Origin of the sequence: Streptomyces sp. NPDC020299, from assembly GCF_044387825.1 — a bacterium.
GTDB lineage: Bacteria > Actinomycetota > Actinomycetes > Streptomycetales > Streptomycetaceae > Streptomyces.
This window is the reverse complement of the sequence record NZ_JBIRWL010000042.1, coordinates 1-14,372: the sequence shown is the minus strand read 5'-3', so window position 1 is coordinate 14,372 and position 14,372 is coordinate 1. Positions and strand designations below refer to the sequence as shown.

At 66.1% G+C, this 14,372-nt stretch carries 11 protein-coding genes; 4 read left to right on the top strand and 7 right to left on the bottom strand.

What is annotated here, in order from left to right; genetic code table 11:
• The first annotated feature begins 279 nt into the window (after window positions 1-279).
• A complete protein-coding gene (locus ACH45E_RS45695) occupies window positions 280-825 on the top strand; it encodes a hypothetical protein (RefSeq protein ID WP_361458071.1) in 546 nt (181 codons plus the stop codon).
• A 43-nt stretch (window positions 826-868) separates the two neighbouring features.
• Window positions 869-1,639, top strand: coding sequence for a transposase (locus ACH45E_RS45690; RefSeq protein WP_361458074.1), 771 nt, complete (start codon window positions 869-871; stop codon window positions 1,637-1,639).
• Between the two features lie 59 nt (window positions 1,640-1,698).
• On the opposite strand, the gene ACH45E_RS45685 is transcribed toward ACH45E_RS45690, so the two are convergent.
• The 5 genes from ACH45E_RS45685 to ACH45E_RS45665 all read right to left on the bottom strand — a co-directional run bounded on the left by ACH45E_RS45685 (window position 1,699) and on the right by ACH45E_RS45665 (window position 9,010).
• Window positions 1,699-3,663, bottom strand: coding sequence for a DUF3732 domain-containing protein (locus ACH45E_RS45685; protein WP_361458077.1), 1,965 nt, complete (start codon window positions 3,661-3,663; stop codon window positions 1,699-1,701).
• Between the two features lie 4 nt (window positions 3,664-3,667).
• Entirely contained in the window at window positions 3,668-4,147 is a 480-nt protein-coding gene (locus ACH45E_RS45680; RefSeq protein WP_361458080.1) for a three component ABC system middle component, read from the bottom strand.
• Entirely contained in the window at window positions 4,140-5,324 is a 1,185-nt protein-coding gene (locus ACH45E_RS45675; protein ID WP_361458083.1) for an ABC-three component system protein, read from the bottom strand. Before ACH45E_RS45675 ends, ACH45E_RS45680 begins: the two co-directional genes overlap by 8 nt.
• A 566-nt stretch (window positions 5,325-5,890) precedes the next feature.
• Window positions 5,891-7,765: a DUF2813 domain-containing protein gene (locus ACH45E_RS45670; protein ID WP_361458086.1), complete on the bottom strand. Its 1,875-nt coding sequence runs from the start codon at window positions 7,763-7,765 to the stop codon at window positions 5,891-5,893.
• A gap of 111 nt (window positions 7,766-7,876) precedes the next feature.
• Window positions 7,877-9,010, bottom strand: coding sequence for an IS630 family transposase (locus ACH45E_RS45665; protein WP_361458089.1), 1,134 nt, complete (start codon window positions 9,008-9,010; stop codon window positions 7,877-7,879).
• 205 nt (window positions 9,011-9,215) lie between these two features.
• On the opposite strand from ACH45E_RS45665, the gene ACH45E_RS45660 reads away from it, so the two are divergent.
• Window positions 9,216-9,956 (top strand): peptidase E, encoded by a 741-nt coding sequence (locus ACH45E_RS45660; RefSeq protein ID WP_359437321.1) that lies wholly within the window; start codon window positions 9,216-9,218, stop codon window positions 9,954-9,956.
• Window positions 9,957-10,074: 118 nt separating this feature from the next.
• Here the strand turns inward: ACH45E_RS45660 and ACH45E_RS45655 are convergent, their stop codons facing one another.
• Window positions 10,075-12,729, bottom strand: coding sequence for a Helicase associated domain protein (locus ACH45E_RS45655; protein ID WP_361458092.1), 2,655 nt, complete (start codon window positions 12,727-12,729; stop codon window positions 10,075-10,077).
• Complete coding sequence (locus ACH45E_RS45650) at window positions 12,726-13,292, bottom strand: hypothetical protein (protein ID WP_361458095.1); 567 nt, start codon at window positions 13,290-13,292, stop codon at window positions 12,726-12,728. Before ACH45E_RS45650 ends, ACH45E_RS45655 begins: the two co-directional genes overlap by 4 nt.
• 150 nt (window positions 13,293-13,442) lie before the next feature.
• On the opposite strand from ACH45E_RS45650, the gene ACH45E_RS45645 reads away from it, so the two are divergent.
• Window positions 13,443-13,736: a hypothetical protein gene (locus ACH45E_RS45645; protein WP_361458098.1), complete on the top strand. Its 294-nt coding sequence runs from the start codon at window positions 13,443-13,445 to the stop codon at window positions 13,734-13,736.
• Window positions 13,737-14,372: the final 636 nt, after the last annotated feature.

Genomic DNA, 14,372 nt, shown 5'->3' with positions numbered 1-14,372 from the left:
AGCGGACGCCCCTGAGTACTGGCACCGCCTGCGCGAGATGGCTCAACTTGTCGCGGAGTCCCCACATGTAGCCACCAAATGAGATGACCTCTAAGGGCTGTCCCGCAATGATCAAGAAGCCCCCGCTCGCCAACACACGGCTGTGGGAGGAGACCGTGCGCCGCACCGAGCCAGCATGTGGTTCGTTCGCTGAGCCCCGGAAAACCGTTAGACCCATTGGCGGGGGCGCGTCATAGGGTTCGGGGCGCGGAGGCGCGGTCGGCGAAAAGGGAACGGTGGATGACGGGACTGTACGAGATCTGGCAGCGGGCAGAGGTGTCGCGCAGGCTCGACGTGTTGTCGGGGTTCATCGCGATGTGCGTGGCGGGGGACGATGACGGGCAACGCCGTCTCGCCCAGCTGGTTGATGGCGCGGACGCGGCCCTCTCAGCCTCGCCCCCGGATTTGGTGGTCGCCTCGGAGTACCTGGACGAACTCGTCTGCTGGGCTGACACGGAGTGGGCCGGCCACCCCTATCGTCCCGGAGAAGCCCGCCCTGACGAGGCAGACCGGCAGACGCGTGACTACGCCAAGGACCTCCGACACGCCGCACTCCCGGTCGGCGTCCGCGACGAGATGGGCCGCATCGAACTCAGTCTCGAGGTGCGCTTCCTGGCCTTGTGCCGCCAACCAGGATTGGACTGTCGGATCCGCCAAGATATCTTCTACGTCGCCGGGCGTGCCGCGATGGCCCTCGACCTCGGGCACTTGGAAGCGGCAGAGCAGGAGATCCGGCGCATGGAACAGGTGGGTTCCGTGGAGCCACGGCAGAGCCGCTGCGGCTGATTCACGGCTTTCCGAGGTCCACAGTGTGGAACGATCTCTTCACGTGGCTGGTGTGATCACGGCGTCGGAACCGCATTGGATAGCCCCGTTCAGCGGACTGCAACCGCGAGACTTCCACAGGCTGATCGCTATGTTGCGCCGAGAAGGTGCTGAGCTGACTCGCCGGGGACGTCCCTGGTCATTGCCGCTGGAAGACCGGGTGCTGCTGGTCACCGCGTACTGGCGGACCAACCTGACACTGCGCCAGCTTGCCCCGCTGTTCGGCATCTCCAAGTCAGCCGCCGACCGCATCATCGACCACATTGGGCCGTTGCTGGCGCTCAAACAGCGGCAACGCTTCCGCGCCGGCACCGTGCTCATCGTCGACGGCACGCTCGTGCCCACCCGCGACCACAGCGCCGCCGAGCAGTCCAAGAACTACAGGTACTCCACCAACCATCAAGTGGTCATCGACGCAGACACACGGATGGTCGTTGTGGTCGGACGGCCGGTGCCCGGGAACCGCAACGACTGCAGGGCATGGGAGCTGTCAGGCGCGAGGGCCTCCGTCGGCCGCACCACCGTGATCGCGGACGGCGGTTACCGGGGCACCGGCCTGGTCATCCCACACCGCCGCGAACCAGGCCAGGCCGAACTCCCAGCCTGGAAAGAGGAACACAACGCTTCCCATCGCAAGGTCCGCGCCCGCGTCGAGCACGCCTTCGCCCGCATGAAGACCTGGAAGATCCTTCGCGACTGCCGCCTGAAAGGCGATGGTGTCCACCACGCCATGCTCGGCATCGCACGCCTGCACAACCTGGCCCTCACCGGATAGAGGCACGCCCGTGAGTGGCACGTCAGGCGAAGACTCATAGATCGTTTACGGGACAAGGCTTAGGGAGTGGGCTGGTCTTCGAGCCAGGTGGTGGGGATGAGTTTTTCGCCGTTGCGCCAGTTGTAGCGGACGGAGTCCTGGTACCAGTCGTGGGGCAGGTCCGCGTGGTCGCTGACGATCATCTGGAAGTTCGGGGACAGTTCCCTGACGACCTGGTGCATGAGTTCGAAGAGGCGGGTGACGGTCACGCGGTCTTCGTCCAGGGCGATGTCCTCCAGCCGTCCGCGCTGTTTGGCCATGTCGGAGGGGTAGTAGGGCTGGGTCGGCTGGTCGAGCATGAGGAAGCGGGGTACGGGCCGGCGGTTGGCGACGAAGTATTGGTGGAGGGCGAGATGGGCGGCCACGTGGTAGCCGACGTGGTTCTTGCCGCTGCCGATGCGGAGCAGTTCGGTGATGCCTTCGAGGGTGTCGGCGACGATGGTGAGCTTCTTGAGGTCCAGACGAACCAGGCGGTCGCCGTGTTCGAGTTTCAGGGTTCGGGCGTGGCCGGTCATCTTGCCGCTGAGGTAGCTGAGGCCGTGGGTGAGTTTGTCGTCGGCAGCGTCGGTGTCTAGCTCTTCTTCGATGCTTTGGACGAGTTGCTGGGCGACGGCGATTTTCGTCTCTAGGAGCTGGAGGTGTCCGCTGTCGGATGTGGTGTTGATCTGGCCCAGGTAGGCGCTGATCCTGCCGCGGGTGTAGGCCTGGGCTTCGGCCTGTCCGAGGAGGCCGGCCTGCTGGTTGCGCTGTTCGGCGATGATGCTCAGGGCGCCTTCGATGCCTCGGAGCTGTTCCCGTAGGCGTGTCGCCGTCTGGTCGATCTCGCGCAGGGCCTGCTCGCGGCGGGGCTGGACGGTTTGGACGCTGTCGAGCTGACCTCGGAGGTCTGCGAGGGTGGTGTGCATGTCGGCGACGGTGGGGTCGGGCTCGTTGAGCTCGTTTCCGCACAGGGGACAGTTGTGTTCGCCGGGGAAGCCGTCGGGTACGAGGTTGAGCGCGGACAGGCGTGACATGCCGCGGGCGACGGCGCCGGTGTAGCCGGCGGCCTGTGTCTCCAGGTCGTTCAGGAGCTGGCGTTCTTCTGCGAGGGAGCGGAGCTGCCGGCGAAGAGCCGATGCCTGCTCGGTGAGGAGGAGTTCCTGCCGCCGCTGTTCCTCGTCCGCGTTGTCCGGGGTGGGCCGGAAGGAAGCAGCCTGCTGCAGTGCCTCGATGACGGCTGCTCTGTCGGAGGTGTCGACGCTGTTGTCGGTGAGCAGGCCGTGCACGCGGGCTTCGCCGAGGAGGGACTCAAGGCGGGCCTCGATGCCTTGGTTTGCTTCCTGGGCGGTTCTGAGGTCGTTCTCAGCGCGGCGGAGGGCCCGTTTGGCTTGGGTGAGCTGCTGCTGGAGCGCGGCCTGGTCCTCGGGGACCGCGCCGAGGAAATAGGGGATCGTGGCCTTGAGGCTCTCGGGGATGCCGCGCTCGTTCTGCCGGTGGAACAGGGCTCGTTTGGAGGCGACTTCATCCTGGTTCTGCAGGCAGAGCAGGACGGCGTGTCCGAGGTGGGCGCTGAGCGGGGAAAGCAGGCTTCCCGGCGCGGGTTCGCTGCGGGTGTCTCCGATGCCGATCCGGCGTCCGAGCTGCTGGCGCAGCTGTGTGGAATCGGTGTTGATGCGGAGGTCGGGCAGCTCCGGGATACCGAGGTCGTTGCCGACTTCGAGCATGGCGTTGGTGACGGATCTGGCGCCGGGGCGAGGCGCCGGCCGGGCGGCGAGGACGCGGGTGCCGGGCAGTTGCAGGATGACTGCGTACCACGCGACGGTGTTGAAGATCGGGCTGATCGGGAGCGTGGCCTCGTCCCTGCCGAGGCAGAAGTCGACGATGTCGAGCAGCGCGCTCTTGCCTGTCTGGGAAGTGCCGGTGACGATGTTCAGCTCGCCGAGCCGGAAGTCCAGGACGCGCTTCTCGCCGCGCTTGCTGTAGAGGATGATCGACCGGATCTGCACCGGCTCAGGGTCTCATGCCCAGCAGCGCAAAGACGGTGGAAGGGTTGTCGGACTTGGCAGCCCAGCGGCCTATCAACGATGCGGCCCTGATCAAATCGGCAAGTTCGCCCTCGGTACGGGGCTTCGGGGCAATCCGGCTCTTGAGAGAGCCCTGCTCGATGATGAGCATTTGATGGCGGAGCCCGAAGCGCAGGCCTTCCCGTACGGCGGGTGCCAGTGAGGTGCTGCGCGCGGCAAGGCCCGCGACGAGTGCCGGGTGGTCCGCCACCCAGTTCGTCAGATGGGTGCGCGTCGAGGTGGGCAGTGCTTGCCGTGTGGGCCGGTGCAGGACCAGCGGGGCCACGACGAAGGCCATCGGCCACGGCATCAGCCTGCCGGAGGCCTCCCGCTCGTAGTCGCGTGCCGCAGTAGCGGCGACGGCGGCGACGAGAGCAGGGTTGAGGAAGGCGGCGCTGGCTTGCGGCCGCTGGCTCCAGCTAGGCACGGGCGGCCCTGATCAGGTTCTTCACCCGTTCCTCGAAGTCCGGATGCCATCCGACCCGTCCTCGGTCGGCCAGCTCGTGGTGCTTGCCCCGGGAGAAGAACGCTTCGTCGTACGCTTCACGGATTCGGTACCGGGTCTGGTCCAGGGTTTTTCGTAGCAGTGCTTTGCCGGCCTGCTCCTGCTCCCGGTCGGAGGCATCTTCACCCAGGTCGTCGAGCATCCAGTCGAACTCCCGCTGCCACTCGTCGGCGAGGTTGTCTTCGAACCGTGCCAACTCGTCGAGGTCCACCAGATCGTCTTCGAGCCAGGCCACGGTCTGGGTGTAGGCGCGGTAGTAGTCCACCATCGCCTTGTTCAACTGGCGGTTGGCGCCAACCCAGCGCAGCTGGTGGACGAAGCACGCATCGGTCAGCTCGGTCTCGGCCTCTTGCGGGAAGTCATCCCGGTCCACCAGTGTGGGCAGTCTGTCGGAGGTGTAGTCGTCGCGGATGCGGCTGATGCGCTGCATCAGCCGGGTCACGGAGACGCTGGTGTGGCGCTTCTGCAGCATGTCTACGGTCTGCTCGTACCACCACGCCCACAGCTGCCGCATGAAGGAGTCGGCGTGCCCGTCGGGGAGCGCGGCCCTGAGCTTCACTCGTACCTGCGCGTCGAGGTCGTCGATGGACGGTGAACCGTCGATGACCCTCATCCGCTGTACGAAGACGGCACGCTGCGCCGGCTGAAGTGCCAGGAAAGCTGCCCGTGCGTCCTTTGTTTCCTTGGCCTTCGACTCCTGCGCGGCGGCGATGAGTAGGTCAAGGGCCTGTGCGGGTGCTGGACTGGGCGCCTTGAGCGCGGCCATAGCTGTACCCGGCCGGGCCTCCTGCGTGGTGACCAGGGTCAGCATGGGGCCGTACTCGTCGCCAGGGGCGTGGGTGTCCATCCAGGACTGGATAGTCCGCCACACGTCGTCGTCTTTGTCGCCGAGCGACCGCACACTGCGGATGTGGTGCTTGACCTGCAGGAGTTCAACGGGCCGACCATTTTCTTCCCACGCAACGTCGTCGTGGAGCTCCAGGCTGATTGCCCCGTCCGGGCGATCCTCTTGTCCTCGCAGCAGCTCGAGCAGGGCGAGCTGGGCCTGGAAGATATAGCCAAGGGCTGACGCAGATGCCTCATGCGCGGAGGACGCCATGCCCACAGTCTCCCGATTCTGATGTTGCCCGTCCAGAACACCACGGTAATCGAACGCAAGTATGACGGCGGCGATGTTCTCGGTTCTATCCGGGGTGGATGTCGATCCTCCCGCTTGCGATGTACAGCGCTGACAGGCGAACAGCGGCTCGCTGCTCAGTACGCTCGGGAATGAGGCTCCGGGGCAGAATGCGCATGGGACGGTTCCTGAGAAGCGGCTGTTGGAGGCCTGGCGGATAGTTGAGATCAGCGGACTCTGTGCGTCCGTCGTGAGTGCTCGGTTCGGCAGGGTGCTTGGGCCACGGGTGATGTCAGTGGCGGCGGGCAGAATGTGGTCAGGGGAAGGAGTGGCAATGTCCACTGAGGGGTCTGACCTGCGGATACCTGCGCCCAGCGGCTGCCGTTGGTGTGGAGTCGACGAACGTGAGCACATGCGGAGATGGAAGCCACCAGTGGGGTGGCATGAGTGGGTTGCTCCGACGTTGGAGCAACGCAAGGAGCGAATGCGGGCGCGCCGCCGCCAGCGCCCTTCCGGGGGTGGCGGCGGTCAGGCCATGCAGGGGCGTCTCAGGACGCTAGCTCTCTGAGCCGTTCGAAGACGCCTCGTAGCTGCTCCGGCACGTCATCCGGGTCGTCCAAGGCCATGGCCAGCTCGTACATCATTTCGGGCTTGCCGCCGGGGCCGCTCTCGCTCAGTTCCTGGAGCATTTCCTGGACTGCTCCGCTGAACTTGCCCTGGCCCCGGAGGGCAGCGAAGTCGGCAGGTTGCCAGGGCGCATCGGCCTTGGCCCAGATTTTGTTGGCGACTCGGGCCCATACGTCGTCTTTGAACAGTTCTTCGAGTTCGTTGAACTTCTCCTGCTGCGGGTCGTCGTCATCGGGTTCGCCAAGGAAGGTCACGTAGCGGTTGGCATGGGGGCCGAAGAACTGGGTGAGCTTGGGGGCCTTGAAAATGCCCTTGCTCACATTGCGACTGTCTGCATCGACCACCAGCATGATCGTGCGCCCCTGCTTGACCAGGTAACGGGCCAGGTGCAGGGCACCTTCGTTGTTGAAGCAGGCCCACAGGGCGATGCCGGCTGCCTGTAGTGACAGCCCCTCGCACAACCGGAACAGCAGCGGGAAGGCGCGCTGTTCGGTCTCGCCTTCCACGGCCAGGAAGCAGCGTTCGTGCAGCAGTACCGAGTTTCGCAGTCCGACGGCGGCTGCGATCTTCCCCAGGTGCTCGTCGATCGCATCGCCGAGCCGACCTGTGCCGAGCCGTTCCACCACCGTGCGGTGGTCCTCCAGCTTCAGGTGGACCACGTCGGAGATGTCGACACCGTCGATGAGGTTCATCGAGTGGGTGGCCACCAGCACGCTGACGTTGGGGATATCGCTCTGCGTCCGGATCAGTTGCATGATCTTGCGCTGGTGGGTGTAGTCGAGGTGGGTGTCCGGCTCGTCGTACACCACGATCGTCTGCACCGGCGGCGGTGCAGGAGCCTCGTCACCTGTGCTCGTCGTGGGGGTGGTGTCCTGTTCCTCCGTCAGCAGTTCGCTTGTCCATTCCCAGATGGCTAGCGAGATGCGACGGTTGCTGCCCAGCCCGGTGCGATCCAGTCCCACCGCTTCGCCAGCACGGCGTGCGACCCGCAGTGGCGCAGCTTTGAACCCCTGCTGGAAGGAGACGTCAGGCTCGACGGAGACCTTCTGCAGGTCCGGGCAGCGCATTTCGATGTGCTCACACAAGGACTTGGCGTCGATACGCAACCGGTCCTGGACCTCGTCCTCGATGGCGGTGAGCCTGCCCTTGAGGTCTGGATCGGCCATGTAATTCTGGAATCGGCCTACCAACACGGTTTTGACGGCATCATCCGGCCTGGCCACCTTGCCGTCGAACGGCAGGTATCGCGGCATGCGCTTGTCGAGACCGGTCGGCGCAGCCACCCAGCCGTCCGAGCCGGAGTGTTCACGCCCGTACATACGCAGAGCCTGCTCCAAGTCCGGCTTTCGCATGGAGCTGGGCGAAAGCCCGAACTCCTTCACCAGGTCCTTCAACGCTGGCACAAGATGCTGAGACAGGTCACGCAGCCGCTCATCAGCCGGAATAGGTTGCCAGACCTCCAGACGAGAAATCAGGTCTTCCCCAGAACAGCGCCGTAGCCGAACCCGTTCGGGGAGATCGAACTGCTCCTGCTCCCAGGCGTCCAGAGTGAACGCCCCCTCGACGCTGCTCTCCTCGCACCGCACCGGCGCCGACTCGTCGTCTCCGTCGACGGTCAGGTAAGTGCGGTCGTCCTCCGCCAGCGCATGCTTGCCGAGTAGGAAGGCAAGAGCGTCCAGCAGCGCGCTCTTGCCTCCATCGTTGTGTCCGGCGAGGATCGTGGGCTTCCGGACTGGGATGTCGGCGACCTCGGTCAACGAGCGGAAACCACTCACGCTAAAGCTGTTCAGGTGCACTGCGCGACCGCTCCAACTTCCGCGCCAATGCCCCTTCGCGAGCCCATAGCCTCTGCCAAGGACGGCTGGCGCTCCTATCCCCAACCCCAGTCGGCCCATCCTAGTGCCGCATCAGGCAACGTTCGCCCTGTCGACAACAGCTCGTAGCCGTTGATCGTCAGCGTGACGGTTTCGCCAGATAACGTAGCGTCGGATCATGCTGCCCTGCTCCTTGTGGCTGGCGTGGTCGGTGCCGTCAAGGGCGAAGTAACGCAGGGCGGTGAACTGGGCCTCGATGCGGTTGAGCCAGGAGCTGTTGGTCGGGGTGTAGGCGAACTCGGCGTTGTTGGCCGTCGCCCAGTCGCCGACTCGAGTGTCCTTCTTCGTGGTCAGGTGCGGGGAGAAGTTGTCGAGCACGATGGCGATCCGGATCTTCGGCGGGTAGAGGCTGCGCAGGTAGCGGCAGAACTCCAGGAACCTGGTGCGGTTCTTCTTCGGCTTGATGTGACCGTAGACCTTGTCCTTGGCCAGGTCGTAGGCGGCGAACAGGTGCCGGACCCCGTGTGGGCGGGTGTAGGTCGCCCGCCTGCGGGGCCTTGGCTCGCGGCCGGGGTCCTTGTGCCGGCCGCCGCGTTCGGCCCACTGCCGGCCTGGGTGGGGCTGGAGGTTGAGCGGTCCGAACTCATCGAGGCAGAAGATGACTTCGGGTTCGCCGTCCTCGGGTATGACCTCACCGTCGGCGATCGCGTAGAGGTGCTCGACGCGGGCCTTCTTGGCCGCGTAGTCGGGGTCGCGTGAGGTCTTCCAGGTCTTTATGCGTTGAAAGGAGACGCCCTCCTCGCGGAGCAGGACCCGAAGGCCCTCGTGGCTGATGTCATCGACCACCCCCTCGGCGACCAGGAAGTCGGCCAGTTTGGCCAAGCTCCAGGTCGAGAACGGCAGGCCGTGCTCGGCCGGCTTGGACTTGGCGATCTTCTTGATCTCGCGCCGCTCCGGCAGCGTGAACGTTCTGGGCCGTCCGCCCTTGTACTTCGGGTAGAGCGCCTCGAAGCCGTCGGCGTTGAAGTTGTGGATCACATGGCGGACCCGGTCAGCGCTGGTGAACGTCACCTCGGCGATCTTCGCCACGGGCATGCCCTCTGCGGACAGCAGCACCATCTGGGCCCGTCGCCAGGTCACCACCGACCCGGTGCCTCTGCGGATGATCTGCAGCAACCGCCTGCCCTCGTCGTCATCAATCTCCCGGACCCGCACGCGTTCAGCCACGTGATCATTCTGGCCGTCCTTTTCCGGACTAAAGGAGTGGATCACGGGCTTGCCGTCGTTCTCGGTCCGTGGTTGGCCCTGTCTTGTCCTGAGTGGAGAGGACTTCACGTCGGCGGAGGGCCTATTCGATTGCGGACGGACCCGATGGCTTGGCACCGTTCGGGACATCGTCCGCGTCTGGATCGTGAACTGAGGAGGCACCCTCGTGGCTGTCATTCCGAAACGTCGTTTGGCTCTCCTTGGAGGCGGCTTCTCCACCGACGACGACGGTCTGCTGGATGATTGGGTGCTTGATCAGGTGCGTGCGCCTCGGCCCAAGGTGTGCTTCGTTCCGACAGCAAGTGGCGACGCCCCCGCCTACGTTGAGCAATTCCTCACGGCATACCAGGCACGCTCCTGCGAGCCCAGCGTCTTGCAGCTGTTTCGGCGGGACCTCGATGACGACGACCTGCGATCGTTCCTGCTCTCTCAGGACGTCGTCTATGTGGGTGGGGGCAACACTGCGAACCTGCTGGCGGTCTGGCGTGCGCACGGCGTGGACCGCCTACTTCGCGAGGCCTTCAACCGCGGGACCCTGCTGTGCGGCATCAGCGCCGGCGCCAACTGCTGGGCCGAGGGCTCACATACCGACTCCTTCGGGCCGCTGACTCACCTTTCGGATGGGCTGGGTGTGCTCTCCGGCTCGGTCTGCCCCCACTACGACAGTGAGCCAGGGCGTCGATCGTCCTATCAGACAGCCGTGGCAAACCACGCTCTTCCGGCCGGCTGGGCAGTGGAGGACGGCGTCGGTTCCCTCTTCACCGACGGTCAGTTGACGGACACGGTGACTCGCGCGCCTCAGGCCCATCTGTATCGGGTAGAGCCAGACGGGGACAACGGAGTCAAGGAACAAGCTCTGCCATGTCGTTTGCTCGTCCCAGCACATCAGCTCACTCCGCCCACGTGAACTGTGATGCCAAGCAGGTGACACGGTCCTCACCGCCGGGCGAACCTTGCCTGATGCGGCACTAGAGCGTCCGGCGCAGCACCACCCTCGGTCTCACCCAACCCACGCGCGTGCCTCGCTACGCCCATTCCACGCCCAGCTTCCGGAGCGCGTCCAGCTGCCCTTGGCCGAGTTTGTCCCGCCTCGATTTGGTGTTCGATACCCATACGCCCAGCTTTACTGTCACCGGCTCGGTCTCGCCATCGACGGTGACGTGCTCGCTGTGGCCCCTAGGCACCGGCCGGTGGGCGCCTTCCCGTTCCACCCATTGCGCGAGGGCCGCGAGGCCGCGCTGGAATGCCTGCTGTGCCTTGCCCGCATTCTTCGTCGATCGCGTGGCCGCCGGGGCCGGAGACGGGGCCTCAACAGGCTTGATGCCCAGCTTGGACAGCCGCTCTTGCTGCTCGGTCGACAGCAGCTTCCAGGTGCTCGGTTGTTTCTGTCGCTGGAGCCATCGTCCGATGTCGTCGCCGTCCATGAGCACGCCGGGTGCGATGTCGGGCAGACGGCCGTGGGGTTCGTCGGCCGCGAGGTCGGTGAGGATGCGGTAGTGGCGTTGCCAGTCCAGTGGCCACGGGCAGTCCCAGTCGGGGTCGATCGCGGCGAGCTGCGCTGCACGCTGCTCCGCCCGCTTGGGGTTCTTCCCGAGGCCGCCTTTACGGCGGAGGTTGGCCATGTGCTGCCCGATGGGCACCATCGCCTCGTCCTCGCCCCAGACTGCGTCCTGGCGCGGGGCGAGGTGTCCGGTGGCCCTCCGGTAGGACCGGAGAGCGGCGAGCTTGTTCTCCCAGGCTTCTTCGCCTGGTTCCCAGACCATCCCGGCCTCTGGGGTGTCCAGCAGTTCCTTGCGTCGTGGCTCCAGTTCTCCGGCTCGCAGTGCCTTGCGCTGTTGGTGCACCCATCGCCCGAGGGGGAAGTCCTTCGTCACGCCCACTTCGACCTCGACGTCGTAGGGCACGGCGTAGAGGCCGGTGATGTGGTTCTCGGCTCGCCAGCGGAGGAGGGCCTGGTAGCCCTGCAGCCACACGAGGGACTCTGGCCGGTAGACCCGGGTCCGCAGGAAGGCCGCGATGGTCGCCGCGTCGCGCGGGCTGGAGAAGTGGAGCAGCGCGGACTCGGCCGCGCCGTCGGCGCCGTTCTCCTGGTCCTCACCCAGGCCGCTGGTCCCGACGATTCGCCCCTCTTCGTCGCGTCGGATGTGGACCTTGCGCTGTCCGTGGGTGTGGGCGCGGGAGGCGAGCTGTTCCACCAAGCGCTCGTCGTGGGAGCGCAGGCCTTGGAGGACGGCTACGAGGGGGCGGTACGAGGCGCTGGCGACCATGTCCGTCGGGTCCTCGCCGGGTTCCAGGAACACGGGCACGATGATTCGTGCGACCTTCGTGGTGCCGTCCCGGTTGAGCCTGAGTGCCCGGCCGATGTTCTGGACGATCTCCACCTGGGAGCCGCGGGTGTCGGCGAAGCACACGGCTTCCACGCCTCGCTCGCCGGTGATGTCGACGCCTTCCCCGAGGACGCGGCAGCTGGCGAGGAAGGCGCGGTGGACCCGGTGGCCGGCCGTGTCGATGCCGTTGGCGAATTGCCTTAGTACCTCGCGCCGCTCGGTGACGAGGTGGTCGCCGCACAGCCATGCCGACCAGACCCGGCCTGGGGGTACGTGGCGGCCGGCCTCCAGCTCGTAGAACTCTGCGCCGATCGACGACCTCGGCAGCCGGTCCGCGGCCGCAAGGTCGTCGCCGGTGGCGTCGTTGGCGTACAGCTCGGCTGCGGTCTGTGGCATCTTCTCTGCGAACGCGGCGGCTTCCTCGACCTTCTGGTGGAACGTCATCACGGTGCGCAGGTTGTATGCGGCGGCGTGCTCCAGGAGCGCGGTCTGCAGCAGCGCCAGGCGCCGGCCCCGCTGCGCCTCTTCCGATTCCCCGGGGACGGGGGAGGGGTCGTGGATTTCCAGGACGTCGATCTCGAAACCGGCGAGGATTTCCCGCTCGATCGCTTCCGAGAGCCCGAGTTCGGCCAGCCACGGTCCGTAGGTGGCGGAGTCCTGGCCCATCGACGCGATCTCCAGCTCCTGGCCGCCCGCGCCCCTCAGCGGCCGGGGCGAGGCCAGGATGCGCGGGGTGGCGGTCAGGTAGAGGCGGAAGTCGGCGGGGATGCGGGCGTTGTCGTGGATCGCCGCCCACGGCCTGCCAAGGTCACCCGCCGTGCCGTGGGCCTCGTCCACGATGGCGAGGTCGAAGCCTGCCATCTGCTGCCCGTAGAGCCGCTCTCCGCCCGCCAGGGCGGTCTCCAGCGGCCCGCGGACCTTCCGCTGGCCCATCGGTGCGTCGATGTCCTCGCGGTCCACCAGGGAGGCGCACGTGGCGAACACGACCACGGGCCCGGACCCGGCCCACAGAGCGAGCTGGATCGGGTTGGTGGTGGTGCGCACCCCCAGCTCGTTCAGTACCGGGTCGTTCTCCAACGAGCACACCGCGACCATGAGCGCACGGTGTCCCACGGCACGCCACGCCTGGGCGGTCTGCACGAGCAGGTCCAGGGTCGGCACGGTGACGAGGATGCGGCCGCCCGGGAAGCATTCCAGTGCGCTCGCGGCGGCGGTGATCGTCTTGCCCGATCCGGTCGCGGACACGATCGTGCCTCGTGCTCCTTCAGGGGGCACAGGTGATCTTGCAGGGAATCCGACCCATTTCCGGAAACTCGATTTCTGGTCCACCTGGTGTTCTCGGAGCTGGATCAAAAGAGTTCTCCCGGCTCGGGAAGGGCTTGTTCGACGGAAGTAATCCGGTATCCGCCGCGTTGGTAGAGGCCGCCGTCTCTTCCGTGGACTGCCCAGGCTCGCTCGGCCGCTTCGTCAGGGGAGGCGGCCATCAGGTGGACGGTGGGGGCGTGCACGTCCGGGCGGGAGCAGCCGGCGGTGGGCCGGACCTCGATCCGGTAGACACGATGCCGCCAGATCTCCGGAGCTGCGATCCCCGACCGCTCGGCCTCATCCACCTCCTCGACCAGCCGCTGCAGACGCTGCTCTTCATACCGGACAGCACGCGAGTCGCGGGAAGGCACGTACGCGGCCATCCGCTCCTTCTCCATGAGACAGGCGATCCGTTCCCACTGAAGGCGCCGCAGCTCCGCGATGAACAGTTCACTCACGTGATGCGGCTCTGCCGGGAGCATCCGTGCGCGCCCGGCGCGCTCCTGGGCCAGGCGTACCTGCGCGGCCACCTGGCGGTCATCGAGTCCGGTTGCTCTCGAGACCACACCGAGTCGAGCAAGCTCATGCGGCAGATATTCGTAAATCAACACACACCGCTTTCCACCGGGTGTCCCTGAATAATTCCAATGCTACATGCTGCATCACGTTGAGATGCAGCATGAGAGACGCTCGAGAAGACCTCTTCAGCAAGATGTCTTCCGCCCTGGTGGCCATGGCACATCGGGGGTACACGGCCCCGCATGGCACCGAAGACCGAACGCATCATGTTCCTGCGGGCCGTACGGCAACTGCACCGCGTCCGCTCCTTCTACGCTCTGGGCGTCCTCCTGTGGGCGACGTCCGCCGCCTGGAGTGGCTGGCACGCACCGGGAAGCCGGCAGATGTGGACGTGCGTCCTGCTGCTCGCCGTCTTCACCGGCCTCCTCATCACCGCCGGCCTGTCCCTGCGGCGTCTCCAAACCCCCGAGACAGGCAGGCCCACGCATCACGCTGCATCACACAAGACAGCAAGGCCCCGCCACGCCCACGCCTGAGAACATTCGTCAGCCACCTTGGAAACCCGCCCCCCCCTGCCCACGTAGCCAGCTGGCGCGGTACGAGACATGCAGGGAGAGTTCACGGGCACCGGCGGGATATGAGCGCCCAACGAAAATGGAGCCCCCCCCTTAGCCGAGCGGACGGACAGCCAGCTTCGCAGAACAGGCTGGCTCTTCGCCCTGTTCGGACTTTTCGAACTCGCAGCTTTCATCTCGGGCCTAGTGAAGAGCTACCCCCACGCCTGGGCTCTTGCGTTCACAGGATGTGGAGCGATCGTCTTTTTGTCCTTGTTCTTCAAGGTTCAGCATCAACTGCAGCAGAACAAGCAAAGCAAAGGCTGACCGCACCATCCCCACCCCCTTGCTGCCGCACGGGCCGTAGGCCCGTTGGCCGCGCGCAGCGCGGCCGAGGCTGGAGCGCAGCGGAAGCCTCTGGCCGGACACAGTCCGGCACTGGACTGCAACACAGTCCGGCTCACTCCCGGAGCGCAGCGGAGGGAGTGTCAGTTTGCTTGCGAAGCAAGCGAACTGGGCGGTGAGCGAAGCGAACCGCCAGCGCTCCCGCGGAGCGGGAGCGCAACACCCGCGCGCAGCGCGGGTGTTCGCTTGCATCGCGCGCAGCGCGATGGGACC

Excerpts from the sequence above, each read along its gene's own strand:
- ACH45E_RS45695 (WP_361458071.1), top strand. The coding sequence starts at position 280 with ATGACGGGACTGTACGAGATCTGGCAGCGGGCAGAGGTGTCGCGCAGG.
- ACH45E_RS45675 (WP_361458083.1), bottom strand. The coding sequence starts at position 5,324 with ATGGCGTCCTCCGCGCATGAGGCATCTGCGTCAGCCCTTGGCTATATC.
- ACH45E_RS45645 (WP_361458098.1), top strand. The coding sequence starts at position 13,443 with ATGGCACCGAAGACCGAACGCATCATGTTCCTGCGGGCCGTACGGCAA.